Below are 26,255 nucleotides of genomic sequence, written 5' to 3' on the forward strand. Positions count from 1 at the left end.
CTCCTGTTCTATAGTATAAATTTCTTTCTTTGCTCCGGAAACGCCTTATGCTTCTCCTGCATAAGAAAACTCATGACTTCTGTTTTCTGCTGTCCTGCCGCCGCCTCAATTCCCCTTTCCATTCCTTCCTTAGTCCAGAGTCTCCGCCTGGACAGCTCCCTTAACTCCTCTATCTTCTCCGCCTCGATCAGATAAGTAAGTACTTCTTTCTGCCTGTCCCTTACAAACTGTTCATAGCTTTGGCGCGCACTTTCTGTAAGTTCTGCCGGATAACACAGACGGCTAAACACCAAGTCTGTAAGGACAGGAATCTTATCCCGCGCCTTTGCAACCGGGAACAGTTCATCATATTTCCGGCAGTCCACTTTCTTATCATAGAAACACTGTCTGTAATTATTGCCGGAACCATGGTGCTGTGTAAATAAAATCCGGGCAGGAGTATTTTCCACAGCTTCCTCATAATGTTCTGGAAATACAAGCTGTATCCTGCGTCCATCTATATAGGAAAATACAACGTCTATCCGCTGCCATAGATCACCCAGGATCTCTTTCACACAAGATTTGTCTCCCGTCAGCATGTGTACATGTAGTTTAGAAAGACCGCTGCACCCTGTGAACGCGCCGCTTCCGATCTGTGTAAGGCTATCGGAAAATGCTAAGGTTCTTAAATTTTTGCAGCCGTAGAAAATATAATTTCCAATTTCTCTCAATGTATCCGGCAGCCTGACTTCTTCTACTTCTTCCCCTGCCAATACACGTTGTTCTTCTACAAATGCTAAGACTCCTTTTGTCTCATAGAGCAGTACGTCCTCTTCCTCTTTATCTTTCCTCGCCGAAAAAGCATATGCGGCAATCTTTGTCACCGGCATACCCTCTATCGCTGCCGGCACCCAGATCTTACTGTCTGTCCCAAAGCACCTGACCACTTCGATTTCCTGGTTTTGTATCCTATACTGAATTTTCATATCTTTTCCTTTATTTTCCGTGATTTCCCATACTACTCTGTCCGCAGCGCAGCGACCGGATCACTCTTTGCCGCTTTCCTGGAGGGAAGCAAACCGCCGAGAAGCGTAAGCACTATGCTCAGCACAACTAATATGACCGCCGGAACTGCCGGAAGCACCGCGCTGATATCCTGATTTCCTGCCAAATGGTGGATCAAAGCATTCCCCGGGATCAAGAGCAGCAGCGTGATCGCGATCCCCATCAAACCCGCAAACAGACCGATAATACAGGTTTCTGCATTAAACACCTGAGAAATATTTCCTTTTGACGCGCCGATCGCCCGTAAGATTCCAATTTCTTTCTTTCGCTCCAACACACTGATATAGGTAATGACTCCGATCATGATCGAGGAAACAATCAGTGAGATCGCCACAAACGCGATCAGTACATAACTGATAATATCAACAATATCCGTCACGGAGGACATCAGAGTTCCTACCATATCTGTATAGGTAATCACCTGTTCTTCTTTTCCTTCCTTCTCCATACGGCTGTTATACGCATCCAGTATCTTTACAACCTGTTCCTTACTCTCAAAATCCGTCGGATAAATGTCGATCGCGCTGGGACTGTTAAAATCTACATATCCCAGTTTCTGCAGGTTTCCATCATAGGAAGCATCTTCTTTGGACGCAAAGGACATTAGAAGCTCTGTGAGTTCTTCCTCACTCATATTCATCTGAAAAGCGTTTGCGAAAGCAGTGGTATCGATCTGGAGCGCTTTTCCCATACTCTCCTGCAGCTGGCTGCCTACCTGGTTAAGCGCCTGCTGCATCGCGCTTTGCAGGTTTGCGCTGATCTGGCTGATCACCTGCTGCATTACAGAAGATACCTGACCGGAGATTTCCTCTGATAAAGCGCTTGTATAAACTCCCATTGCCTCCTGCATGTAGCTGCCTACGGCGCCGGAGATCTGATCGCCCAGACTCTCCATATCCAACATCCCCATCACGCCATAGGAAAGTATCTTTTTTCCTTCTGCCGTGTTTAGATATTCCATAAAATGATCGTCCATCATAGCCGGATCCGGAAAGTGATTCTCTGCCGCATATGTGCTGTATCCGTCTGTCAGTTCTTTGGACAGTTTTGCGATCTGCTCCTGTGTGATCTCTACATCCTGGCTAACTTGAAAAATACCGCCTGTATATTGTGAAAGGATCCCCTGCGCCCCTTCTGTCTGCAAATATTCTGCAAGATATTTTCCAAAATCCTCTGTCTGTGTATATCCTGCGCCTTCTGCATAACTCTGATACCCTGTCAGGATATCCTGGGTCATCTGCTTAAGCTGCTCTGTAGAGACGGCAACATTTCCATTGGCCTGTATGATCTCTGCAACCGCATTTTTTAAAATCTGCTGTGCAGCCTCCGTCTGCAGATACGCCTGAAAAAATTCATTTAGCCGGGAATAATCTGCTTCCGGGTGCTGTGCCGCATACGCCTGATATCCCGCCACCAGACCCGCAGACAAGTTTGCCATCCCTTCTTCTGTAACCGTCAATTCCAGATCCTCCAGCATATCTCCCAGGCTCATACCGGGCATATCCGGTGTGTCTAACGAGATTGCGTCCAGGTCAAGCATGCCGGACATATCAAACGTTCCACTATCCACTGTAAAGGCCTCTGCGATATTGCTGTTTTCCATTCCGCCGGAAAGCGCGCTCTCATCAAACTGAAAGGCCTTCTGAAGCGCCGCTTCGTCTACAGTAAAAAGCGAATTCATATCAAATTCTTCCTTCTCGCTCTCCGTTCCAAACAGCTCATTTGTGAACACATCCACATCCGGATCTGCTATCTGCTGCTTTACGATCTCGCTTTCCTTTGCCTGTTCCACTACATGTTTTGTCAAAGATACCGGATAACCGATACCCGGGGTTAGGGACACTGCATTGGCATCCTCTGCAGGCTGTACCACACCTACAACGGTCAGATCTTCTCCATTCTCCACAAGCCGCTTCATGTACTCTTTATTGTCGGACTTATCCTTCCAGACTTTATATTGACTGTCATAGGCATAATAGTCTGCACTGTTTACCAGCTTGAATGTGATCCCTACAATATCTTCATAGGTGTATGTTCCCATATCTTCCGGTACATCGATATTTTCTTCTGCCAGGAACTGCTCAATCATATCCTGTAATTCCTCTACATCACGCAGACCCATGGTATATAACATGAAATCACTGATGCTTCCGCTGGAAGTAAGCACTAACACACATTCGTTATAATTCTTGGGCCAGCGTCCTGCTTTCACATCATACTGTCCCTTGTAAAGACTTTCATTTTCCGGCATTTCATAGAACACATCCGTACTCATCATAGAGGACATCAGGCTGTTTGAAGATGTGGAAGATCCAAGCCCTAACGCGGAAAACGTCTTGTCTGGATTGACCTGCCGTATCTCGCTCCCATCCTGCCTGTATATCTGGGGCATGATATTATAAGAATATTCTACTGCATTCGTATAGTTTTCAATGCCGCTCTCCTCGCTGTCTAGATACTGCTTTAGTGATTCTAGATCATTGGAATCCATGGTAGAAAACATATCCGTGACCATCTGGATCACATGCACCTCTCCGTCATCTGGCTTTGCGGCCGTGCCTTGTCCTTCTCCGCCTGTCATCATAGTCGTCAGATCGACTCCTGTACTTTGTATCTGCAGCGGATATTCTGAAAGAGTTTCTTCTTCCACCGACTGAATATAATTATTCACGCCTGTAGAAAGAGCTAGGATCAGTGCAATCCCTATGATCCCAATCGAACCTGCAAAGGAGGTAAGCAAAGTCCTTGCCTTCTTTGTCCGCAGATTATGGAAACTCAGAGACAGCGCCGTGAGAAAAGACATGGACGCTTTTCCCATATTTTTATGCTCCGGCGCTTCCAGGAGCCTCTCCTCCACTGTAAACGCATCGGAATCCGCACGTATCTTCCCATCTTTTAATTTCACGATACGGGTAGCGTATGCATCGGCCAGTTCCGGATTATGCGTGACCATCACCACAAGCCGATCCTTAGCGACTTTACGCAAGAGTTCCATGACCTGGATACTGGTCTCACTGTCCAGCGCACCTGTAGGTTCATCCGCAAGTACGATATCCGGGTCATTGACAAGCGCCCTTGCGATCGCCACTCGCTGCATCTGTCCGCCCGATAATTGACTGGGCTTCTTATGCACCTGTTCTCCTAATCCGACTTGTTCTAATGCCTTCTGCGCACGCTCCCTGCGCTCTGCTTTGCCAATCCCGGAAATTGTCAGCGCCAGTTCCACATTCGCCAGTATCGTCTGATGCGGGATCAGATTATAGCTCTGAAACACAAAGCCGATCGTATGATTTCGATAAGAATCCCAATCTCTATCCTTATATTCTTTCGTCGAAATACCGTTAATGATCAGATCTCCGCTATCATAACGGTCAAGTCCCCCGATAATATTTAGAAGTGTCGTTTTTCCCGAACCGCTGGGACCTAAGATCGCCACGAACTCATTGTCCCGCAGATTCAAGCTTACGTCGTCCAGCGCCTTTTGCACCAATTTGCCTGTCCTGTATTCTTTACATATGTGTTGAATCTGAAGCATGTCATTTCCCTTTCTGTCTTATATCCTCATGTTTTGCATTATAATACTCACTAAAATGTGAATCAAGAAGATAATATAATTTTTACATATACATATATATCCGAAAAATGGTATGATATTTCTAAAGTAATCTGTTGAAAGGAGACGCAATATGAAAAAAATAATCAAAAACGGAACCATCGCGACAGACTCTCATATATTTCAAAGTGATATTCTGATAGAAGACGGTATCATCCGGGAAATCGGAGAATCTCTGTCCGCCCCGGACGCCGAAATACTAGATGCCTCCGGAAAATATGTGATCCCGGGCGCTGTAGATGTACACACTCATATGGATCTGCAGGCAGGGAAATACCGTGCTGTAGATGACTTTTTCAGCGGAACTGTAGCAGCCGCGTGCGGCGGTACGACCTCGATCGTCGATCACATGGCGTTCGGTCCGCAAGGATGCAGTCTCTGGCATCAGGTAGAAGAATATCACCGCCTGGCTGATAACAAAGCCGTCGTGGACTACGGTTTTCACGGCGTTATACAGCATGTGGATCCCTCTGTTCTAAAAGAAATGAAAGAAATCGCTGACAACGAAGGGATCACCAGCTTTAAAATCTATATGACCTACGATTTTATGCTGAAAGATGACGAAATATACCAGGTGCTAAAACAAGCGAAAAAGGAGGACATCGTCATTGCCGTACATTGTGAAAATGACGGCGTCGTAAATCATCTCCGACGCTCTTACATAGAACAAGGCTGCACACAGCCGAAATACCATCCTTTAAGCCGTCCGGCGCGCTGTGAAGCCGAGGCTGTAAACCGTATGCTGCACTTAGCGGCAATGGCCGGGGACGCACCTGTCTATATCGTACATCTGTCCAGCAAAGAGGGACTTTTAGAAATTCAAAAGGCAAAGGCTGCCCAGCAAAAGCATTTTGCAGTGGAAACGTGCCCGCAATACCTTACCTTAACCGACGCACTCTATCAGGACGATCAAGAAGGGCTCAAAGCCATCATGTCCCCGCCTCTTAGAAAGGAAGAAGATACACAGGCTCTGTGGCAGGCGCTTCACGACGATGTACTCGACGTCGTGGCGACCGATCACTGTCCTTTCTTGTTCTCTAGAGAAAAACAGGCTGGAGCAGATGATTTTACCGCTTGTCCCAACGGAGCGCCTGGCGTAGAAGAACGCCTCCGCATCCTGTTTTCCGAAGGTGTCCTGAAAAAGCGCATCACACTGCCACAGATGGTAAAATATCTGTGCACCAATCCAAGCCGCTTGTATGGCCTATATCCGCAAAAAGGAACTCTGCTGCCCGGATCAGACGCAGACATCGTGATTCTGGATCCGTCCAAAGAACGTATCCTTACCCAGGCAGATATGCACGGAGCCGGAGATTATACCTGTTACGAAGGCTGGAAGGTCAAAGGCGATATAGAACTTGTCATGCTCCGGGGGAATACTATCGTAAAGAATAACCAATTTCTAGGAAAAAAAGGCGATGGGCACTATCTGAGGCGGCATAAAAGTGAGCTGGTGTAGGAGATTTTCTCCTATACCAGCTCTAACTTTTATTCTTCCTTATTTATATTTTTATACAAACTTCCTGATACGCAGATCGACCCCTATTTTTTCTGCCAATTCTCTGCTTTTTTGGATTTCTTCTTCCGAGAGTACATCTACTACCGTAAATTTGACTTCCGGCACATATTCTTTGCATTCTTCCGCAAATTTCAGCATACCCTCAAACGCATTTTCAAACTGGGGTCTTGTAACATCCATATATTTTTCTTTATCTGGGGCATTCAAACTGATAGATACACTGTCAACAATTCCTGCCAGTTCTGATATGATGTCTCTTCCATAATATAGATTTGCAAGTCCGTTTGTATTCACCCGTATCTTAAGCCCATATTTTTCCTTTGCGTATTTTGCAGAATGCAGAAGATTTTCCAACGCACAGGTGGGTTCTCCATATCCGCAGTAAACCAATCCTTTATATCCGCTGAAATCAAATGCGTCTATCGCAGAAATCACTTCCTCCAATGTAGGATCTTTCTCATGCCACAGTGTATCTGCATCTCCTACTTTGTCCCGATGGCTGCGAATACAAAATTTGCAGCTGCAGTCACATTTATTTGTCAAATTTACATAGACATTTTCTTTATATGTATATAATATATCTGCCATCTTATTTAATCCTCCTCATGCTGTTTCCTGTCAGTCCTGTAAATGTAGCATCTGTCTTGTTTTCCCTTTTACGTGAGCTTTATCCAGTGCTGAGGCGAGCACAAAGAAAATCAAGGCACTTCCTCCCGACTGGATCAGGCTGCCCGTAAGCGATGCAATCGGAGCAATAAAAGAACCAAATAAAATTCCCTCAGCCAGATAATAGCCTGCGGCTGAGATCGGCAGTGCAATAAAAGGAGCCGCTATATTTTTGGCCGTCAGGATTTTCTCCTGTCTGCTTGTAAAAGGAAGGGTGATCAGCATCTTGATCACAATAGTCGCCGGCGCCCACATAGGCGCTGTCAGAATATCCGCCATACCTCCTCCGATCGCCGCCGCGGCAAGGGCATATGGTCTTGGCAGAAATACTGCCGCCAGATAGATCAATGTGTCTCCGAAATGGATATATCCCCCGTTTGCCCCATATGGTATATGGCAAATATACGCTGTCATCACCGTGATCATCGCCGCAAAAAGACCGGTAGTTACGATTTTTGAAGTATTAGATTTCATTCTTGTTCTCCTTTCAGCATCCAAAGATATTTTTCATATTCTATACCATCATTTCTCGGAATCTGTTCCTGTACAGCATCCCGCATGGCACATTCGATCATTGCTCCCACCTTTTCCATTACAGATGTGATTTCTTCTTTCTTCGCAGTCCCTGCTGCCACTGCGGAAGCAAAAATATCACCCGTTCCGGAATAACTGCCTCCTATATACGGAAATGCACAGAGATGTTCCTCTGTTTTTGTGACAGACAGATTGCCCATTTTCTCCTTTCCGTCCGCTTCATCCAAAAATTGTATTCCCGTCACTATCACCATCTTCGGTCCTTTTTGCATGATATTTCGCGCCATTTGAGAAATAACTGTCAACAAATGCCTTTCTTCTGTCATATTTTCTATCATACGGTGATCTGTATCCGTCAAAAGACAAAGTTCTGTCAGATTCGGTGTAATGATATCTGCCCGTAAAACTAATTGCTTCATAAGACGCAAAAGCTCCGGCGTAAAAATAGCATATTGCTTCCCATTATCTCCCATAACCGGATCGACTAGCAAAAATGTATCTCTTTTATAAAATATGTCTAAAAAGGCAAATACCTGCTCTATCTGTCTGCTTCCTGCCATAAAGCCGGTATAGATACCGTCAAAGGCAGCCCCCATCTTCTCCCATTCTCGAAAAAAGGGTTCCATTTTGTCTGTATAATCATCTAGGAAATAACTGTCATATCCTGTCTGCGCGCTTAAAACCGCCGTAGGCAGAGGACATGGCTGTACTCCCATTGCCGCGATCACCGAGATCGCCGCTGTAAGAGAGCATTTTCCAAATCCCGATAAATCATTAATAACCGCTATCTTTTTTGTCATATTTTATCTCCTGACTCTTTCATCGTCACAGCAATCAACTCTGTATCCGACTATGCATTTTCTGTTATAATAACATAGAACTGGTTATATCAAAATAACCAGTTCTATCATATTTATACAGTCCAGTTTTATATAATAAAATCTATATCAAAAATCTCCCTCTGCTTTTTGTAAATGCAAAGGCTTCAGCACAATTGCGGAGTGACGTCCCATATTCAGTACGATTTCGCCATTTTCCACAATATATTCATCTTGTTCCGTTGTATATCCTTCCTCATATGAATACACGAGACGGATCATTCTGCCCTTTTCCGGAACTTCTGCCTGCCATACCGGCACAGTTACCTCCTTTAACTCTTTACTGTTATTCAATACAACAATAATCTGCTCCTCTTCCTGAAACCTTCCGTAAGCAAGAATATTTTTTCCCCAATACAACATCTTCAAAGAGCCTGTGCGCAGTGGTTTTTCTTCTTTGTGTATACCTATCATCTCTTTATGGAAAGCGATCAACTCCTTATCTTCATGCCCCCATGGATAGGTTCGCCTATTGTCCGGATCTGTAAATCCGCAGACACCTGCCTCATCTCCATAATAAACGGCAGGAGCTCCGGGCCAGGTCATCTGCACGACGACTGCCTCGCGCATAACAGCTGTATTGATTCCTTCTTCTGCCGCCTTTGTCCCCAGGTTCTCTACTCTTCCTACGATATGGTTCGTCCGTGTTAAAAAACGAGAATGATCATGATTGGAAAGTTGGTTCATGGCTACCTGGAGGGAAGGGGTCAGCATGCAGGCCATAAAGTGATTCATTGTGTTGACAAAATTGTCTGCATTGCCCCACAGATCCGTCCTTCTCTCATCGCTGTGCTTTTCCATACCAGTCAGAAACCACGTGACCGGTTCCATAAAAGCGTCATAGTTCATCACACTGTCCCACTCATCTCCCTGCAGCCATTCTGCCGGATCGCCATAATGCTCTGCTAGAATCAGAGCCTCCGGATTCACGCTTTTGATTTCTTTTCTGAACCGCTTCCAAAACATATGATTAAACTCATTACTGTAACCTAGATCTGCTGCTACGTCCAGACGCCATCCATCCACATTATAGGGCGGAGAGACCCACTTTTTTCCTACCTCTATAATATATTGCTCCAACTCCGGTGAGTCTTCATAATTCAGTTTCGGTAATGTCTCATGCCCCCACCAGCCGTCATACTTCTCGTTATATGGCCATGCACTGTCTCTTTCATCAAAAAAATGAAAGAATTTACGATACGGGCTGTTCGCATCCACATAAGCCCCCTTTGGATATTCCGGCTGCTGTTCGTAGATCCTCTCTCTGTCCATCCACTTATTAAAAGAACCGCAATGATTAAACACACCGTCTAAGATCACACGCATCCCACGCCGGTGCATTTCCTCCACAAGCCTTGCAAACAGAGCATTGCTTGCCTCTAAATTTTCCTTTTTTCCTGTACGGACCTGATATTTTGTCGCCCGCAGATTATCGCGGCTGTCTTCTGAAAGTACTTCGCCGCCGTCCTCTGCAATCTTTCCATAATGTGGATCGATATAATCGTAATCCTGAATGTCATATTTATGATTAGACGGAGAAACAAACAGCGGATTAAAGTAGATCACTTCTACTCCCAATTCCTGCAGATAATCTAATTTTTCCAGAACCCCTGCCAGATCGCCGCCATAAAAACGACGAATATCCATTGCCTGCGGCGGCTGGTTCCAATCGCATACTTTCCCGCACGGTTCCCCTATATAGATATATTCTCTGTCTTCTACATCATTCGACGTATCCCCATTATAAAACCGATCGACAAATATCTGGTACATTACAGCGCCTTTTGCCCAATCCGGCGTCTGAAAACCTGGAACGATGGCAAAATCATAAAACGGTTTTATTTCCTCTGACACACCGCACCGATTATAATAACAGACGCTATTTTCTTTCTGGATTTCAAAAGAATAGCGGAAAGGTTCTTTTGTAAGCTGACATTCTATCTCATAATAGTCAAAGCTTCCTTTTGTACACACTTTCCGCATAATATCTTTCCCGGTTTTCAACAGAATACGCACTTCATCCACATCATTTTTGGCTGTCCTGAAACGAAGCCTGACTTTCTCATTTTCAGCCGGCTGGGCAGGGCATACATATCCTGATGTGCCGTCGCTAAATAGTGCGTCCTTGTTCATATACAAACCTCCTCATCCGGCACAAGGGAATCGCTCTTAGGATTCCCCGCCGGAAAGCTGTGGTTTATTTTCCAGCTTATCTTCTTCAAAAAGCGCTTCAAACTCGCTTCTTGTGATTTTCTCTTTTTCCAGCAACAGCTGTGCGCAAGCTTCTAATACCGCATGATATTCTTTAAGCAGCGCTCTTGCTTTTATATAGCACTCGTCAATGATACGCTTTACTTCTTCATCTATCGTACCTGCGATCTTTTCTCCATATCCTCTGGAAGTATGACCGAAATCTCTTCCTATAAATACCTCGTCGCTGTCATTATCATAGTTGATAAGTCCCAGACGCTCTGACATACCAAATTTTGTGATCATAGATTTGGCTATCGCTGTTGCCTGCTTAATATCCTGTGAAGCCCCTGTTGTAATATCATCAAAAATCTCTTCTTCCGCCACACGGCCGCCGAGAGATACCGTGATCTCCTGCAGCATATGCCCCTTTGTATTAAACATATCATCCCGTTCAGGAAGCGGCATCGTATAACCGCCTGCTCCCCCTGTAGGAACGATGGATACACTGTACACCGGCCCCACATCTGGAAGTACATGGAATAAGATGGCGTGCCCTGCCTCATGATACGCTGTAATACGGCGTTCTTTTTCAGAGACGATACGGCTCTTCTTCTCCGGCCCGATCCCTACTTTTACAAATGCATGGCGGATATCTGACTGCTGGAGATATACTCTGTTTTCTTTTGCTGCCAGTATCGCCGCTTCATTTAAAAGGTTTTCCAGATCAGCACCGGTAAAACCTGCTGTTGTCTGCGCGATCTGTTTCAGATCCACATCATCCCCCAGGGGTTTATTCTTTGCATGCACCTTTAAGATTTCTTCACGTCCTCCAACATCCGGACGACCCACGATCACGTTTCTGTCAAACCGACCCGGTCTTAATATCGCCGGATCCAAGATATCCTTGCGGTTCGTCGCTGCCATTACGATGATTCCTTCATTTACACCAAAACCATCCATCTCCACAAGCAGCTGGTTCAATGTCTGCTCCCTTTCATCATGTCCGCCGCCCAGACCACTTCCACGCCTTCTCGCAACAGCATCGATCTCATCAATGAAAATGATGCAGGGGGCATTTTTCTTTGCATCCTGGAATAGATCACGGACACGGGAAGCTCCCACACCTACAAACATTTCTACAAAATCCGAACCGGAAATACTAAAAAACGGTACTCCCGCCTCTCCGGCAACTGCTTTTGCCAGAAGTGTCTTTCCCGTTCCCGGAGGTCCTTCTAACAAGACGCCTTTGGGGATTCTCGCCCCGACCTGGATATATTTCTTAGGCGCTTTCAAAAAATCGACAATTTCTTCTAGTTCTTCTTTTTCCTCTTTGAGACCTGCCACATTTGCAAAGGTCACTTTTATATCGCTTTGCGTGCTCATTTTTGCACGGCTTTTCCCAAAATTCATCGCCTTGGCATTAGCGCCGCCGCCCTGCCGATTCATAAGGAAAAAGATCAGCGCGATCCCCGCAAATGTGATCAAAAGCGGCAGCATGACTGTCGTCATAACAGAATCCTGCTGCACATTAGACATTTTATAATCCACGCCGTATTTTTCCAGAAGTTTTTGTACTTCTTTTACATCCGACACATATACTGTCCTGGCATTGTCTTCATTTTTTAAAGTGACTGTTACAGAACCTGTAGGAACAGCCTTATTTTGGCCGATCACAGCATCTGTCACATTTTTGTCTTCTACTTCCTGTTCAAACTGGGTGTAAGTCAGCTCCTGCTGATGCATCTGCATACGGTTCATCAACCAAAATGCAAGCACGACGATAAGGGCAAACGTCATGACCGTAACTCCGCTTACGCCCCTGTATTTCTTATTGTTCAATCCGTTTTGTCTCCTTCCTGTTTATTCTACGCCTTCTACCACACCTACATAGGGCAGATTTCTATATTTCTGGGCATAGTCCAGACCATATCCTACTACAAATTCATCTGGTATCTCAAACCCGACATAATCCACTTTTACATCTTTCACTCTGCGGTCCGGCTTATCCAACAAGGTGCATAAACGCACACTTTTCGGATTTCTGTGTTTTAAAACATCGATCAGATAGTACAAAGTACGGCCTGAATCGATAATATCTTCTACGATCAGGACGTCCTTTCCTTCGATCGCCTCATCCAGGTCTTTCGCGATACGCACAACTCCACTCGACGCCGTACCGTCTCCATAACTTCCAACACTCATAAAATCCATAGAAACCGGCACTGTGATTCTCTTTGCCAGTTCACACATAAAGAAAGCGCCGCCTTTTAAGATGCAGATTAAATGCACCTGTTTTCCCGCATAATCTTCACTGATCTGTCTTCCCAATGTCTGGACTCTATCCTCTATTTCTTCCTCAGATATTAATACTCGAATTGTCTCTGACATCTGCTTTTTCCTCCGTTATTTTTATTTCTAATATTTGTTTTGTCTCTTCTGTCACTTGATAAACCTGACTTTGCCGCATTCCCGGTATCCATATGACCTGCTGTCCATCTGCTATAAATAAAAGAGTTCCTCTCTTTTCTTCCGGGATCTTTTCATTGATCAAATACTTCTTCAACTTCTGTGTGCTGCCCTTTTTGTCAATCGCGATCCTATCTCCAGGTTCACGAGTTCTGATAAGCAGCCTATTCTTAATTATAGCATAATCAAACCATTTAGTGTAGCCTTTTTGTGGTATAGAAGAGAAAGAAAAATCCGCTTCTTTCCTAAAAATCCTACATGAAACTTTTAATCTTCGCTCTGCTATTTCCGTCTCCCCCGGTATGCATAGTTCTTTTTTGTATGCCTTTGTTCCTGTATTGTCCTTACCGGACTTTTTCTGTCTGATAAGAACACCCGGATAAACACGGCGTGCGGTTATGTGGTAGGGAAGATCGATCTGTCTTCCCACTTGACCGGCAAGCAGATCCTGCACTGCCTCAATATGGACAGAAGTAATATCCCGACACGAATCTGCTGTGCGTTCCATCACTTTTTTCACCAGAAGCTTTTGGATAACGGCGGACAGAGCTTCCCATTTTTCTTTGCAGATCAAAATACCTTCTTCCTGACGCCGTATACAATCGCAGTACGCCCGCTCCGTCTGCTCTTCCAGATATTCCCATACCTCCTGTATCTGCTCGGAAGCTTCACATATATGCCGGACAGCACGGGCATTGACCCCTTTTTCAAGCTCCGGTATGATCTTATGCCGTATACGGTTTCTTGTATATGCATCCTCATCATTTGTCTCATCTGTGCAAAAGGAGAGCCTCTGACCGGCAAGCCATTGTTCAATTTCCGTTCGCTCTAGGCAAAGCAGTGGTCTTATAAAGATCTCATTTACCGGGCATATCCCACGCATCCCTTTTAGCCCACTCCCTCTTGCCAGATTCATAAGCATCGTTTCCGCATTGTCATTCCGATGATGCGCTGTCGCGATCTTTGTACCGCCGACCTCTTGACATACTTTCCAAAAGGCTTCTCGGCGTACTGTGCGTCCTGCTTCCTCAAGAGATTGTTTCCTTTTTGCTGCGATTAATTCTACGTTTTCCCGAAAAACTCTGAGGGGAACTTCTTTCTCCCGGCACAACTGTCTCACAAAAGCTTCGTCTGCATCTGCACTTTCCCCACGGAGCTGATGATTGACGTGACATGCCACGATCTGAAAGTCCAATGTCTGCTTCAGCTCTAAAAGCGCGAAAAGCAGGCATACCGAATCCGCACCGCCCGATACGCCTGTGACCACCACATCTTTTTCCTGTATCATATGATATTTTTGAATAAACTCTTGTATTTTTTTCATCATATGTAAACTATACTCAATCTATGACAAAATTGCAAGAATCTCTGCCTTAGCATTCCCATAACCCAATCGCCAGCACAGTCATATCATCTGTCGGCGCCTCTCCCGTCCAATTTAAAACCTGCTCCAGTACATGATGAGCCATTTCTTTGGGATTCACGATCGCGCTGCCCTGTATGATCGTCTCCAGAAGAATATCCTGTTCCCCCACCGGAAGCGCATCCAGTACTCCGTCTGTCACCATAATAACAAAATCCCCTGCCTGTAATTTTCTCTTTACAGTGTCGATCTCAATCGAATGAAGGACTCCGATCGGCAGACTGGTAGAACTTAGATGCTCCACCACGTCTCCTTTCTTGATAAATGTGGAAGACGCGCCCGCCTTGATCAGCTCGCATTCCCCTGTATACAGGTCAAACACGCTCATATCGATCGTCGAATACTGTATCTCCTCTCTGCCCATCACCAAAGTCGTATTGATCATCTGGATCGCTGTTTTCTCCGGAAACCCCGCTTCCAACAATTCCTCCAGCAATTCTATCACCAGCGTGCTTTCCCTGCATGCCTTCTCACCGGAACCCATTCCATCAGAGAGCGCCGCTGCCAGTTTTCCTCCCGGCAGTTCCATCATCATAAAATTGTCCCCTGACACTTGACTGCATCCTTTGCCGATCCGAGCTACTCCGTGCATGATATAATAGGCCGGGCCTTCTATACAGACGACTGTGGCATATTCTTTTCCGAGCATCTGCCCACTGTTTTCTTCCAAAATAAATCTTCTTCCCAATATATCTGACACACCTTTTACTAGTTCTCTCTGCGTGACACAACGATTCTGTACAGCTCTCGCAGTAACGTGTATCTCATATTTTCCTTCCCGGTTCATAAAAAAATGCGTATATAATACACGGATCCCCCTTTTCTTTAATCCGGAACTGATCTTCTTTTCCAACCGTTCATCCGTAAACATACTGTCTTCCAGCTCTTTCGCCGTCACGCGTATCATATCCGCAAATGTATCCATCTGGATCGCACATCCTTCTCTGCTTCTTGCCATTCGATTGACCCAGATCATATTCTGTCTAGCATCATGAAATGCCTCCAGCATCTCCCGCAGGAACCTGGGTGCCATGATACATTTCTGCTGTAGTTTTCTTTTTGTTTCCATATTCATCTCATTGCCATAATGATCTATTGCAGATAAAATTTCATATCCCATCTGATAGGTATGTACAAAATTTTCTCCCCAGCACCAACTGCATTTTTCACAGTTTCCGCATACTTTTTCTTTTACCCGCCGAAACATATCCTCGATCTCTTCGTTGGAAAATGCCTGCTTTTTTTCTTCCAGTTCCAGAAAAGTACGAGACAGCTGTTTCAAAGAATCCGCAAATTTCTCTATCTGGGCAACATACGGGCTGTTGTGTAATACTTGTCCTTCATTCATTGTATTCATACTCCTTCCTCTTGGCCTGTCGCCTGCACATGCACGCAAAAACTCCAGGAGAATTTCTCCTGGAGTTTTCTTTCGTACTTGTTCTTATTCCGCCGGCTTAAAAATCACTTCATCAGGGTCGACAAGCCCCAATTTTTCTTCCGCCGTCTCTTTTATATATTCGTCTGACTTCACGTATTCTTCGTAATCTTCAATTTCCTCGGAACGTTCCTTTTCCTTTTGGATCTCTGCTTCCAATTCCGCTTCCTGCGATTTGTATTCTTTATTTTTCGCCTGCAGCATGAAAGAATTGACTGTCAGTACCCCTGCTAAAAGCAAAAGAATAAAACCGATCCCGATCATACTTCTCTTATGATGGCGAAGCTGTGACATCTTCTTGGAACGCTGCCTGTCCACTTTTCCGCTTTTCTTTTTCGTCATTTATACTCACCCTATTTAAAAATATTTTCCCCTTGTTATAAAAAATATTCTATCTGTTTTTTTTATACTTTTCAAGATTTTTCTGTTCTTTCATCCATATTTTTTTTAAAAACATACGAAAAAAATATACAAACAGACATCCTGACACGATCCCTAAAATAAAGAACCAGCGTATACTGCCATACGTTGTCCTATACATCTGATAAAAAAGATAAATACTGACAAAAAACCAGAAAAGGAAATCCTCCACACTGACTGCCCAATATCTGTGCCGGATCAGTTTGCGGAATAACACAAGTATATCATACACAAGCATCACCGTGATCCCAGACAACCCGGCAAAAAGAAAGATCATTGCTTCTGTCTCTATTCCCAGCATCATAGGCGCTCACCTACTTAAACAATTTCGCAAAAAAGTTCTCATTCTGTCTGCTCGCCTGATTTGCATTGGAATATGCGACACTGTCAATATTCCCGGACAGATCCACCTCTCCCTTTTCTACGCTCAGCCGGTTCACATGCAGGTCTGTTCCTTTTACCATTAGCATTCCCATCTCTGTCTCCAGCAATATCTCGTTCAAATCAAATGAAAGGACATCCAGTACTCCTGTCACCATACTGGTTTTTCGGTTATTTATGATCAATTTATGTGCTTTCATGATCCGTTGTTCTTCCATACAGACGCCCCCTTCCTGTGCTTTTTTATATATATGAGGGGTTATGTTCGATTATGTCTGTAATTTACAGATATTTGAACAGTTCTTTTGCTTCTTCCTTTTTTGTTGTATCCTGTATAGCCAGAACTTCCACTTTCACAGATCTTGTTCCAAACTGGATTTCTATGACATCTCCCGGTTTTACCTTTACGGATGCCTTTGCAGATTTCCCATTTACCAACACCCTGCCTGCGTCACAAGCCTCATTGGCTACCGTCCTTCTTTTGATCAGACGGGATACTTTCAAGAATTTATCAAGTCGCATCTTTCTCCTCCCTTAAAACCAATCGGACAACTCTGTCGCTGTCATAATAAAGAGCACTTACAATGCCGTACATCATAAGTGCTCTTATATCTTTCTTATAGGGGACAACAACCTGTCCTCTTTTTATACACTCATTAGTTCAAAGCGTCTTTTAATGCCTTTCCTGCTTTGAATTTCGGAGCCTTGCAAGCAGCGATCTTCATTGTCTTGCCTGTCTGAGGATTCCTTCCCTCTCTTGCAGCTCTTTCGCTTACTTCAAATGTTCCGAAACCTACTAACTGTACTTTATCTCCTTTTTTCATCTGTTCTGTTACTACATCGATAAAAGCCTTCAATGCTTTTTCAGAGTCTTTTTTAGAAATTTCTGCTGTCTCAGCGATCGCTGCTACTAATTCTGTTTTGTTCATGGATCATGTCCTCCTCTTAATTGTACTAGAATACAAATATTCTGCCCTTTTATAAAGGTTTCGTGTATAAACGGCCACACGAAGCACCCTTATGTATGTTATAACGGTTTCGTTCTTCTTTGTCAAGAAGTTTTACTGTTTTTGCGCCTTTTTAAACTGTTTTTCGCAATAATAAACATTTACATAATGGTATCGATCATAGCAAGGATTTCTTTTCCCATCTTTTCCGCCTTTTCATCTGCATCTGCAAGGGAATTTCCTTTTATTCCATAGTAGAATTTTACCTTTGGCTCTGTTCCGGAAGGTCTTACACACACCCATGCTCCATCTGCAAGATCATAGTAAAGTACGTTGGAATTCGGCAGCCCTGTTCCTGTCACCTCTCCTGTCTGCATATCCTTGATCGTATCTGCCTTATAATCTCTTACTTTTAATACTTTTAAGCCTGCGATCGCTGTAGGCGGATCCTTTCGGAGAGTCTCCAAGATCTCCTGGATCTTCGCGATCCCTTCAATCCCCTTCAACGTGATAGATTTGATATCATCTTTGTAATATCCATAACGTTCAAAGAGATCGATCATCGCATCCCACAGTGTCATATTCTTTGTCTTATAATATGCTGCCGCCTCACACAGCGCCATTGTGGCAACGATCGCGTCTTTGTCTCTTGCATGTGTTCCGATCAGACAGCCATAGCTTTCCTCAAAACCAAATACGTACTCACCTTTTCCGCTCGTCTCAAATCCCAGGATCTGTTGTCCTATATATTTAAATCCTGTCAGACACTCGATCAGCCCTACGTGATAGTCGTCTGCAATCGCGTCTGCCATATTCGTCGTTACAATCGTTTTGATCAGGAAACCGTCCTCCGGCAGTCCTTTGATCGCCTTTCTCTGTCCGATCTCATAATCTGCAAGCAGGCATCCCGACATATTACCGGTCAGCGTATGGTATTCGCCATTTTTATCCTTCACACGTACACCCAGACGGTCTGCGTCTGGATCTGTCGCAAGGACGATATCCGCGTCCACCTCTTTTGCCAGTTTCAATCCCAGATCAAATGCCTCTTCCGCTTCCGGATTCGGATAGGATACGGTTGGGAATTCTCCATCTGGAAGTTCCTGTTCTTTCACTACATAGACATTTTCAAAACCGAGTTCTTGCAAAATACGGCGCGCAGGAATATTTCCGGTTCCGTGAAGCGGCGTGTATACGATCTTCAGTTCTTTTCCTGCTGCGTCTATCGCATCTTGATGCAATACTTGCTTTTTGAGTTCCGCAATATAAGCATCGTCTATCTGTGCCCCGATCGTCTCATAAAGTCCGGCTTCTTTCGCCGCTTCCAGTGACATCGTCTTTACTTCTGTATAACTTTCTACCGCTTTCACCTCATCCATGATCCCTTTATCATGAGGCGGGGTGATCTGCGCGCCATCTTCCCAGTATACCTTATATCCGTTATATTCAGGCGGATTATGACTTGCCGTTATATTAATACCGGCAATACACGCTAATTTTCTCACAGCATACGAAAGTTCCGGCGTAGGACGCAGAGACTCAAACACATATGCCTTGATTCCGTTTGCCGCCAGGCATAAGGCTGCTTCCTGCGCAAATTCCGGCGACATCCGGCGGGAATCAAAAGCAATCGCCACACCTTTTTTCTCCCCGTTCTTTTTCAAAATATAGTTTGCCAGCCCCTGTGTAGCCTTTCTCACTGTATAAATATTCATCCGGTTCGTTCCTGCGCCGATCACGCCGCGCAGCCCGGCTGTTCCAAATTCCAGTTCCGTATAGAAACGCTCTTTGATCTCCTTATCATCTTCTTTGATAGCTTCTAATTCTGCCTTTGTCTCATCGTCAAAATAAGAATCGGAAAGCCACTGCTCATAGCCTTTTCTGTAGTCCATACTGGTACCTCCTGACATATAATAAATCTATTTTTATTATACAACAGGCCTTTATAAATTTAAAGTAAATATATTTTCTATAAATTCCAACTTTTCTTCTGCCTGCAAAACAGACAACTGCAATTTTTCAACACTCTTTTCCGGTATCCATGCTTTATTAGAATGATAATATCCGCTCGCTGTTTTCCAAAATTTTTCCGGGTACGCAAGATGTAGAGCAATATACTCCTTCTCTCCTTTGCACAGGGGTCTTACCGCCTGATAGCAATCCAACATTTTCCTGCCAAGCCGTTCATTCCACTGATGCTTTTCCATCACTTTTCTCAGAAAATAGTATAGATCCTGTGCCTGGACATCCATCCGGAAATGTTCAAAATTTGTCACTGCAGGCATGCCCGTTCCGGGCAGTAAAACATTGTGATAATTATAGTCACCGTGTATGAGATATTTTTTCTCTATACACTTCTCATACAGCTTTCTGCACGTTTCACTTCCCAGCCGGACAGTCACTTTCTCTGCCAGTTCATACATCCGCTCAAAATGCTCCAGAAACAAATATTCAAATTCATTTTTTGTTACTCTGCCTCTGATAAAGGCGCGTACTTTTTTTAATTCTCTATTGTGTCTTTTTACTTCCTCTTCGGGCACGCGGCTTGTAAACGGAATACATTCTTTTGAAACTCCAAAATTTTCATCCCAGTTTAACACTTCATGCAAGCGTGCCAACTGTCGGACTGCTTCTAAAATATCTGCTTCTCGTTTCACCTCACACTCTCGCCCGGAGAACCACTTTTTCAGCATATATTTTGTACCGTCTCTGCCCAAACATAACAGCTCGCCATTTTTTGTAAAAACCGGCGTATCTACTTTAAGCTTTGATTCCTCTTCCAGACGGCTTAACAACTTATACAAAAGAGGAGCACGACGCGCAGATATCTTTGTCTCCTTCAGCAACATCGTCCCCTCATTTGTTTCGCAAAAAAACGCACCCCTGATCCTGCGGGTGCTTCTCACTTCCATGTCATATTGTTCCAATACTTCTAATTCATACTCCTTCATGGCTGCCCCCTGCATTATACGATTCATAGTTCTTTCTAATCTATGAAGGGAACAGCCCAAGTATGCTATAAACCAAGTTTTTCTTTCACATATTCACACAAAATCTCTTTTTTGTTGCACTCTGGATCATCGATGACCCATTCCAAAAGTTCTGAGAGCATGCTGCCCAGTTCTCTTCCCGGCTGCATGCCAAGCGCCATCAGATCTCTTCCACTTACCGCCAGATCTCTGAGTGTAACACACTCTTGATTAAGAAGTACCTCCTGATATACTTCTCGCATGGCGACAATATTCTCAATCTTTTCTCTTCTCTTATATGGACTTTGGGCTTTCGCATCTGCCATCCGCACTGCCAGATAATATGGGAACAGTTCCACCCCTATCCGGTTCATGGCGCGCCGAACATTCTTAGGCGTCGCCTCGATACGGTAATCGTGGTAGCACACCAGACGGGTCACCTTTTTCACTGTATCGTTATCGAATTTCAAACGACGCAGTATTTTCCGCGCGATCTCTTCACTCACCAACGCATGTCCCTTAAAATGATCGATTCCCTTTTCATCGGTCGTTTTCATGGAGGGCTTGCCCATATCATGGAACAACATTGTAAGCCTTAATATCTTATCTCTTTTTACATTTTTTAAAGCATGCAGCGTATGCTCTGCTACATCGTATTTATGATGCGGCGTATTCTGCTTTACACCGACCATTGCGTCCCATTCCGGCAAAACTACCCTGGTGATCCCTAGTTCATACGCATCTTTTATTTTTTCCGGATGATTCGAGGTCAAAAGTTTGACTAATTCTACCTGGATACGCTCCGCGCTGATGTTTTTAAGCGTAGGCGCCAGTTCTTTTACCGCCTCTGCCGTATTATCCTCGATCGGAAACCCAAGCTGCGCAGAAAACCGGACTGCCCGCAATATTCTGAGCGCGTCTTCTGAAAATCGTTCCTTAGGATTTCCCACACAGCGTATCAGATGGCGGTTTAAATCCTGCATTCCTCCAAACACATCCACCAGGCGTACTTCATCATTATATGCCATGGCATTGATCGTAAAATCTCGTCTGCGCAAGTCTTCTTCTAATTGGTTAGTGAAAATGACCTCTTTAGGATGACGGCTGTCTTCATACAGCCCGTCTATCCGATATGTTGTAACTTCAAAACTGTCTTTTCCGATAAGCACAGTAACTGTCCCATGCTCGATCCCCGTATCTACTGTTCTTCTAAACAGACGTTTGATTTCTTCCGGTCTAGCAGACGTCGTAATATCCCAATCCTCCGGCCGCCGTGCCAAGATAGAATCCCTCACACAGCCGCCAACCGCATACGCTTCATATCCATGCAGCTGCAGATTCTGAATGATCATTTGCACCTTTTTCGGCAATGCTATTTTCATCTACTATCTTCCTTCCATATGTCTATAAAAAATTTCTTGTTCTCTCTTTTGGCAAGTAAATATTATAGCCTGCTTTTTCGTATCCCTCAACCATTTTAATGCACTTTTTACTCTTTTCTCATCATAAAACGCAAATACGTCATCTAAAATGACTGGCATCTCCTCTTCTCCTAAGAATGCAGAGGCTGCCATTCTTATAGAAAAGTAGATCTGTTCCACCGTCCCTCTGCTCAGACGATACAGAGGGATCCTCTGCTTTCCGTCCCACACAGATATGTCAAACGTTTCTGTTATTTTCAATTCTTTATAACGTCCGCCTGTCACAATGCTTAAAATTTCAGAAGCCTTGTCATTCATCCTCTCATCTATGCTGTATCGCAGTTTTTTCGACGCTGTAAGCATCGTCTCCTCCGCCAATTTCAATGCTCTTACACTTTCTTCTGACAGGGCCAATTCTTCCGGCACAGAAAAATCCATGGCTTCCTCACGCAGATTTTCCAGACGTATTTCTTTTTCTTTCCAGTCAGACTGCAGCTTTTCCCGCTGCCACATCAGTTTCTTCTTCTCTTCTTCCGCCTTGCTTAACTCCTGCTTTACCTCTCTTTTTTCTTCCTCAGCCTGCTCTTGCCTTTGTATATCCTGCATCTTCTGGCGTCCGGCAGATCTATCTGCATATATCTCTCTTACCAGCCCCACACCAAGCAGGATTATGCCGATCACCAGGATCACGCTGGACAGCACCATGAGCGGCACACTGCCCGGAAACCACTCCTGCTGTTTGAGAAAGTAGCCTGCCATCACTGCTATCAGTCCGACCAGGATCCCGGCAGCTCCTTCTGCAAGAAGAGTCCTGTTTTCCTGTCCTTTCTTAGGATCTTCAGCACCTGGCACCTCCTCTTCCCGGCTTTTTGCAGCCTGCTCCTGCCGGGTACGCAAGCTTGCTTCGATCCGGACTTGTACATTATATCTGCTTTGATTTTCCGCGAAATCCTGCCGGATCTTTTCCATATCCTGCTCGATATATCTACATTCCTGCCGGATCTTTTCTTTTTTTTGCTCCTCTTCTTTGCTTATATATTGTACCTTTCTCTCTGCCTCTTTTTGTTTCTCCTTCAGGCATTTAAGCACCCCCTGCAGATCGACCTCTCCACTTCCGGTTTCATAATAGTTGGCCGCATAATTCCGCAGACTATCCGCTAACTCCTGTCCTGGCTTTGCCGACATCTGTCGGATTAGGACAGTGTTGTCAAACACAGCCGGCGTCATCTCTCCCAAAAGGATTTCCAAGTCTCCTTGTTCTACAGACAATTCCTCCCCATCATCCTCGCAGATCAAAACAGCAGATCTTCTATATCTGTCAAAATTTCTCTCCAGCAGGAAATTCCTCCCACCACAGGTAAACCGCATGCTCCCCGCATAGTGATTCGGGTTATCCCACGGCTCATACCTGCTGAAATCATCTCTTGCCGCCGCTTTTCCCCTTCCTCTCTCCAAGCCAAACAAGATGGCACGTATAAAAGCGCAGAGCGTACTTTTCCCAAATTCATTCTCCCCATAGATGATATTCACTCCGGGTTCAAACCAAAAATGCTGTTCTGAAAATTTTCCAAAATTTTGTATGTACACTTCTTTGATGATCATATCTGCTTTTCCTTTTCTCCATGCATATTTGTCAAAATGGCCTCTACGCCCTCACAGAGTGCTTTATATTCCACACTGTTTTCGGGACAGCCCTGCAGCATGCGGATGTATACTCCCAAAAGGTTATGGGAATTTTCTTCAGCCAGGCGGGCAAAGTCGTATACTGGATGTGTTTCATCCAGGATCTCCAGAATATTTCCATATGCATCCATATTTGCCGTGTCAAATACGATGTCCGCATCCCGGCTGCCCCTAAGGGTGATCTTGTATATATTTTCCACGCCTGTCTCTTCTACCACCTGCTTCATAAGCCTGTACAGGCTTCCTGCCGTCTGTCTCTCATCGACTGGGATCTGCATATGTATATACTGCCTCTTTGCACATGGCACCCTGCGGCAGCATACCCCTTCCTGTCGTATCTCGCCTTCGACAAAACCATGTATGCCTATATCATTTCTATCGATAGGTTCCAATGAACCAGCATACAAGATCCGCTGTCGTTTCAGAAAGCCAGAGCCTCTCTCCTGTTTTTCCGCTGTCTGGTGGATATGCCCTAACGCCACATAGGCAAAACCACTTTTTTCCAGTTTCTCTCTGTGTATAGGAATGTGCTTCTCATCTCCTCCGTGTGCCAGCAGGATCTCAAAGGGCTGTACGCCGCATGCTACCGCCGTATCATATTTCGCCTCCAAAATCTCCCTACTGTAATAACTAAAGCCGTACACTGCTGTCTGAAACTCCGGAAATGCAACATATTCCATCTCTTCTCCAAACAACGGATATACATTTTCGCTCCATTGAAATGTACGATAATAAGAATCTCTTCCGATATAATCGTGATTGCCTGCGATCAGCACCACTTTTGTATGGGAAAGGCTGGAAAATAAAAAATTCACTTCTTTCAGTTCGCGAAGCAGCGGCTGACGGTGAAATAAATCCCCGGCGATGAGCAGCAAATCTATTTTTTCTCTTTCACAGACTTCTATGACATATTCAAATGTATCCCAAAGTTCTTTTGGACGTATTGCGCTGTATGCCTTTCCCGCGTCCGGGGTCGCCCCCAGATGTATATCTGCTATATGAATAAACCGCATTGCTCTTTTTCCTTTCTTATACACGTAAGGCGCGGCAATCCGCCGCGCCTCTCTGGTCGTTTCTGTACTTCCTGCTTTTTATATTTCTGCTTATAACTCACAGTTATTGACCGTTCTCGGAAACGGAAGGACATCACGGATATTGGACATACCTGTCAGATACATGACACATCTTTCAAATCCAAGTCCATATCCTGCATGTCTCGTAGAACCATATTTTCGAAGGTCAAGATAAAATTTATAATCCTCCTCGCACAGATCTAATTCCTGCATTCTGGCTCTTAATTTCTCATAGTCGTCTTCTCTCTGGCTGCCCCCGATGATCTCTCCGATCCCCGGTACGAGACAGTCTACCGCAGCGACCGTCTTTCCGTCTTCATTCAGCTTCATATAAAATGCCTTGATCTCCTTTGGATAATCCGTGACAAATACCGGACGTTTATATACCTGCTCAGTCAGATAACGCTCATGCTCTGTCTGCAGATCGCAGCCCCAGGATACTTTATATTCAAATTTATCATTATTCTTCTCAAGGATCTCTACGGCTTCTGTATATGTCACGCGGGCAAAATCTGAATGCACCACGTTGTGCAGACGCTCCAGCAGACCCTTATCCACGAAAGAATTAAAGAAATTCATCTCCTCCGGCGCTTCTTCTAACACATAGGAAATAATATACTTCAGCATTGCCTCTGCCAGATCCATATTATCCTCCAGATCAGCAAACGCAATCTCCGGCTCGATCATCCAGAATTCCGCCGCATGTCTTGTCGTGTTCGAATTCTCCGCGCGGAAAGTCGGACCAAAGGTATAAATACTGCGGAATGCCTGCGCATATGTCTCGCCATTTAACTGACCGCTTACAGTCAAGCTTGTCTCTTTTCCGAAAAAGTCTTTCGTGTAATCAACCGTTCCGTCCTCATTCTTCGGCACGTTTCCCATATCCAGTGTTGTCACACGGAACATCTCTCCGGCGCCTTCACAGTCGCTCCCTGTGATCAGCGGAGTGTGCACATAGACGAAGCCTCTCTCCTGGAAAAACTTATGGATCGCATATGCGGCCAGCGACCGAACACGGAACACCGCCTGGAATGTATTTGTTCTAGGACGAAGATGCGAAATTGTTCTAAGATATTCGAAACTATGGCGTTTCTTCTGCAGCGGATAATCCGGCGCGGAAGTTCCCTCTACCGTCACCTCATCCGCCTGGATCTCAAAAGGCTGTTTTGCCTGCGGTGTCGCTACCAACGTACCTGTCACGATGATCGCCGCGCCTACATTCTGTTTCGAGATCTCGCCGAAATTCTCCATTTTATCATGATATACGATCTGAAGCGGCTCAAAATAAGAACCGTCATTTACTACGATAAAGCCAAAAGTTTTCGAGTCGCGGATACTGCGTATCCATCCTCCTACGGTCACTTTCTGGTCCAGATACTTCTCTCTGTTTTTAAATAACTCCCGAATCGTTACCAATTCCATAACCAATACTCCTTCTTCTTTTTAAGCTGCCCAAGAACGGCTGTTTTGGGTAATGGTATTATTATAACACTGAACCCGCATGAAATACAACTATAAACCTAAAAACTGGCAAAACCTGCCGAATCGGATTTTTCGTATTACCGGATACTCTCATAGTAGGCAAATAGA

At 44.7% G+C, this 26,255-nt stretch carries 22 protein-coding genes; 1 reads left to right on the forward strand and 21 read right to left on the reverse strand.

What is annotated here, in order from left to right; all coding sequences use genetic code 11:
- Nucleotides 1-8: 8 nt before the first annotated feature.
- Both WKT01_RS12120 and WKT01_RS12125 read right to left on the reverse strand, forming a co-directional pair.
- The gene (locus WKT01_RS12120) at nucleotides 9-965 is read right to left on the reverse strand and encodes a leucine-rich repeat domain-containing protein (protein ID WP_059066329.1); all 957 of its coding nucleotides are present in this window, start codon (nucleotides 963-965) and stop codon (nucleotides 9-11) included.
- Nucleotides 966-997: 32 nt separating this feature from the next.
- Nucleotides 998-4,579, reverse strand: coding sequence for an ABC transporter ATP-binding protein/permease (locus WKT01_RS12125; protein WP_059066328.1), 3,582 nt, complete (start codon nucleotides 4,577-4,579; stop codon nucleotides 998-1,000).
- A gap of 151 nt (nucleotides 4,580-4,730) precedes the next feature.
- Between WKT01_RS12125 and hydA the strand changes: the two genes are divergently transcribed.
- Complete coding sequence (hydA, locus tag WKT01_RS12130) at nucleotides 4,731-6,116, forward strand: dihydropyrimidinase (protein ID WP_059066327.1); 1,386 nt, start codon at nucleotides 4,731-4,733, stop codon at nucleotides 6,114-6,116.
- Between the two features lie 51 nt (nucleotides 6,117-6,167).
- Here hydA and WKT01_RS12135 read toward each other — a convergent pair whose 3' ends face one another.
- The 19 genes from WKT01_RS12135 to asnS form a co-directional block, all read right to left on the reverse strand.
- Nucleotides 6,168-6,764 carry a TIGR04100 family radical SAM protein gene (locus WKT01_RS12135; RefSeq protein ID WP_059066326.1) on the reverse strand — a complete coding sequence of 199 codons (597 nt, stop codon included), beginning with the start codon at nucleotides 6,762-6,764 and terminating at the stop codon, nucleotides 6,168-6,170.
- Nucleotides 6,765-6,794: 30 nt separating this feature from the next.
- A complete protein-coding gene (locus WKT01_RS12140; protein WP_059066325.1) occupies nucleotides 6,795-7,316 on the reverse strand; it encodes a TIGR04002 family protein in 522 nt (173 codons plus the stop codon).
- Nucleotides 7,313-8,176, reverse strand: coding sequence for a pyridoxamine kinase (locus tag WKT01_RS12145; protein ID WP_059066324.1), 864 nt, complete (start codon nucleotides 8,174-8,176; stop codon nucleotides 7,313-7,315). The genes WKT01_RS12140 and WKT01_RS12145 overlap by 4 nt, the downstream gene beginning before the upstream one ends.
- Nucleotides 8,177-8,323: 147 nt before the next feature.
- Nucleotides 8,324-10,387: a glycoside hydrolase family 13 protein gene (locus WKT01_RS12150; RefSeq protein WP_117975138.1), complete on the reverse strand. Its 2,064-nt coding sequence runs from the start codon at nucleotides 10,385-10,387 to the stop codon at nucleotides 8,324-8,326.
- 36 nt (nucleotides 10,388-10,423) lie between these two features.
- Entirely contained in the window at nucleotides 10,424-12,244 is a 1,821-nt protein-coding gene (gene ftsH / locus WKT01_RS12155; protein ID WP_205408515.1) for an ATP-dependent zinc metalloprotease FtsH, read from the reverse strand.
- 63 nt (nucleotides 12,245-12,307) lie between these two features.
- Nucleotides 12,308-12,835, reverse strand: a complete 528-nt coding sequence (hpt, locus tag WKT01_RS12160) for a hypoxanthine phosphoribosyltransferase (protein ID WP_059066850.1) — start codon at nucleotides 12,833-12,835, stop codon at nucleotides 12,308-12,310.
- Complete coding sequence (gene tilS, locus WKT01_RS12165) at nucleotides 12,804-14,240, reverse strand: tRNA lysidine(34) synthetase TilS (protein WP_340312529.1); 1,437 nt, start codon at nucleotides 14,238-14,240, stop codon at nucleotides 12,804-12,806. The genes hpt and tilS overlap by 32 nt, the downstream gene beginning before the upstream one ends.
- A 46-nt stretch (nucleotides 14,241-14,286) precedes the next feature.
- Entirely contained in the window at nucleotides 14,287-15,684 is a 1,398-nt protein-coding gene (locus tag WKT01_RS12170) for a SpoIIE family protein phosphatase (RefSeq protein ID WP_117975164.1), read from the reverse strand.
- A gap of 93 nt (nucleotides 15,685-15,777) precedes the next feature.
- Nucleotides 15,778-16,113: an FtsB family cell division protein gene (locus WKT01_RS12175; protein WP_059066320.1), complete on the reverse strand. Its 336-nt coding sequence runs from the start codon at nucleotides 16,111-16,113 to the stop codon at nucleotides 15,778-15,780.
- A gap of 49 nt (nucleotides 16,114-16,162) precedes the next feature.
- Nucleotides 16,163-16,495, reverse strand: coding sequence for a spore cortex biosynthesis protein YabQ (gene yabQ / locus WKT01_RS12180; protein ID WP_059066319.1), 333 nt, complete (start codon nucleotides 16,493-16,495; stop codon nucleotides 16,163-16,165).
- A gap of 10 nt (nucleotides 16,496-16,505) precedes the next feature.
- Nucleotides 16,506-16,790 (reverse strand): sporulation protein YabP, encoded by a 285-nt coding sequence (yabP, locus tag WKT01_RS12185; RefSeq protein ID WP_059066318.1) that lies wholly within the window; start codon nucleotides 16,788-16,790, stop codon nucleotides 16,506-16,508.
- A gap of 64 nt (nucleotides 16,791-16,854) precedes the next feature.
- Nucleotides 16,855-17,094, reverse strand: coding sequence for an RNA-binding S4 domain-containing protein (locus WKT01_RS12190; RefSeq protein ID WP_059066317.1), 240 nt, complete (start codon nucleotides 17,092-17,094; stop codon nucleotides 16,855-16,857).
- A 134-nt stretch (nucleotides 17,095-17,228) separates the two neighbouring features.
- Nucleotides 17,229-17,501, reverse strand: a complete 273-nt coding sequence (locus WKT01_RS12195; RefSeq protein WP_059066316.1) for an HU family DNA-binding protein — start codon at nucleotides 17,499-17,501, stop codon at nucleotides 17,229-17,231.
- A gap of 179 nt (nucleotides 17,502-17,680) precedes the next feature.
- Complete coding sequence (locus WKT01_RS12200; protein WP_340312534.1) at nucleotides 17,681-19,411, reverse strand: phospho-sugar mutase; 1,731 nt, start codon at nucleotides 19,409-19,411, stop codon at nucleotides 17,681-17,683.
- A gap of 51 nt (nucleotides 19,412-19,462) precedes the next feature.
- Entirely contained in the window at nucleotides 19,463-20,470 is a 1,008-nt protein-coding gene (locus WKT01_RS12205) for a CotS family spore coat protein (protein ID WP_340312540.1), read from the reverse strand.
- Nucleotides 20,471-20,535: 65 nt separating this feature from the next.
- Nucleotides 20,536-21,870 (reverse strand): CCA tRNA nucleotidyltransferase, encoded by a 1,335-nt coding sequence (locus WKT01_RS12210; protein ID WP_059066313.1) that lies wholly within the window; start codon nucleotides 21,868-21,870, stop codon nucleotides 20,536-20,538.
- 3 nt (nucleotides 21,871-21,873) lie between these two features.
- Entirely contained in the window at nucleotides 21,874-23,511 is a 1,638-nt protein-coding gene (locus tag WKT01_RS12215) for an ATP-binding protein (RefSeq protein WP_340312535.1), read from the reverse strand.
- Entirely contained in the window at nucleotides 23,508-24,605 is a 1,098-nt protein-coding gene (locus tag WKT01_RS12220) for a metallophosphoesterase family protein (RefSeq protein ID WP_340312537.1), read from the reverse strand. The genes WKT01_RS12215 and WKT01_RS12220 overlap by 4 nt, the downstream gene beginning before the upstream one ends.
- Before the next feature lie 90 nt (nucleotides 24,606-24,695).
- Nucleotides 24,696-26,087 (reverse strand): asparagine--tRNA ligase, encoded by a 1,392-nt coding sequence (gene asnS, locus WKT01_RS12225; protein WP_340312539.1) that lies wholly within the window; start codon nucleotides 26,085-26,087, stop codon nucleotides 24,696-24,698.
- Nucleotides 26,088-26,255: the final 168 nt, after the last annotated feature.

This window comes from Mediterraneibacter sp. ICN-202921 (genome assembly GCF_037890075.1).
GTDB classification, from domain to species: Bacteria; Bacillota; Clostridia; order Lachnospirales; family Lachnospiraceae; genus Mediterraneibacter; species Mediterraneibacter massiliensis.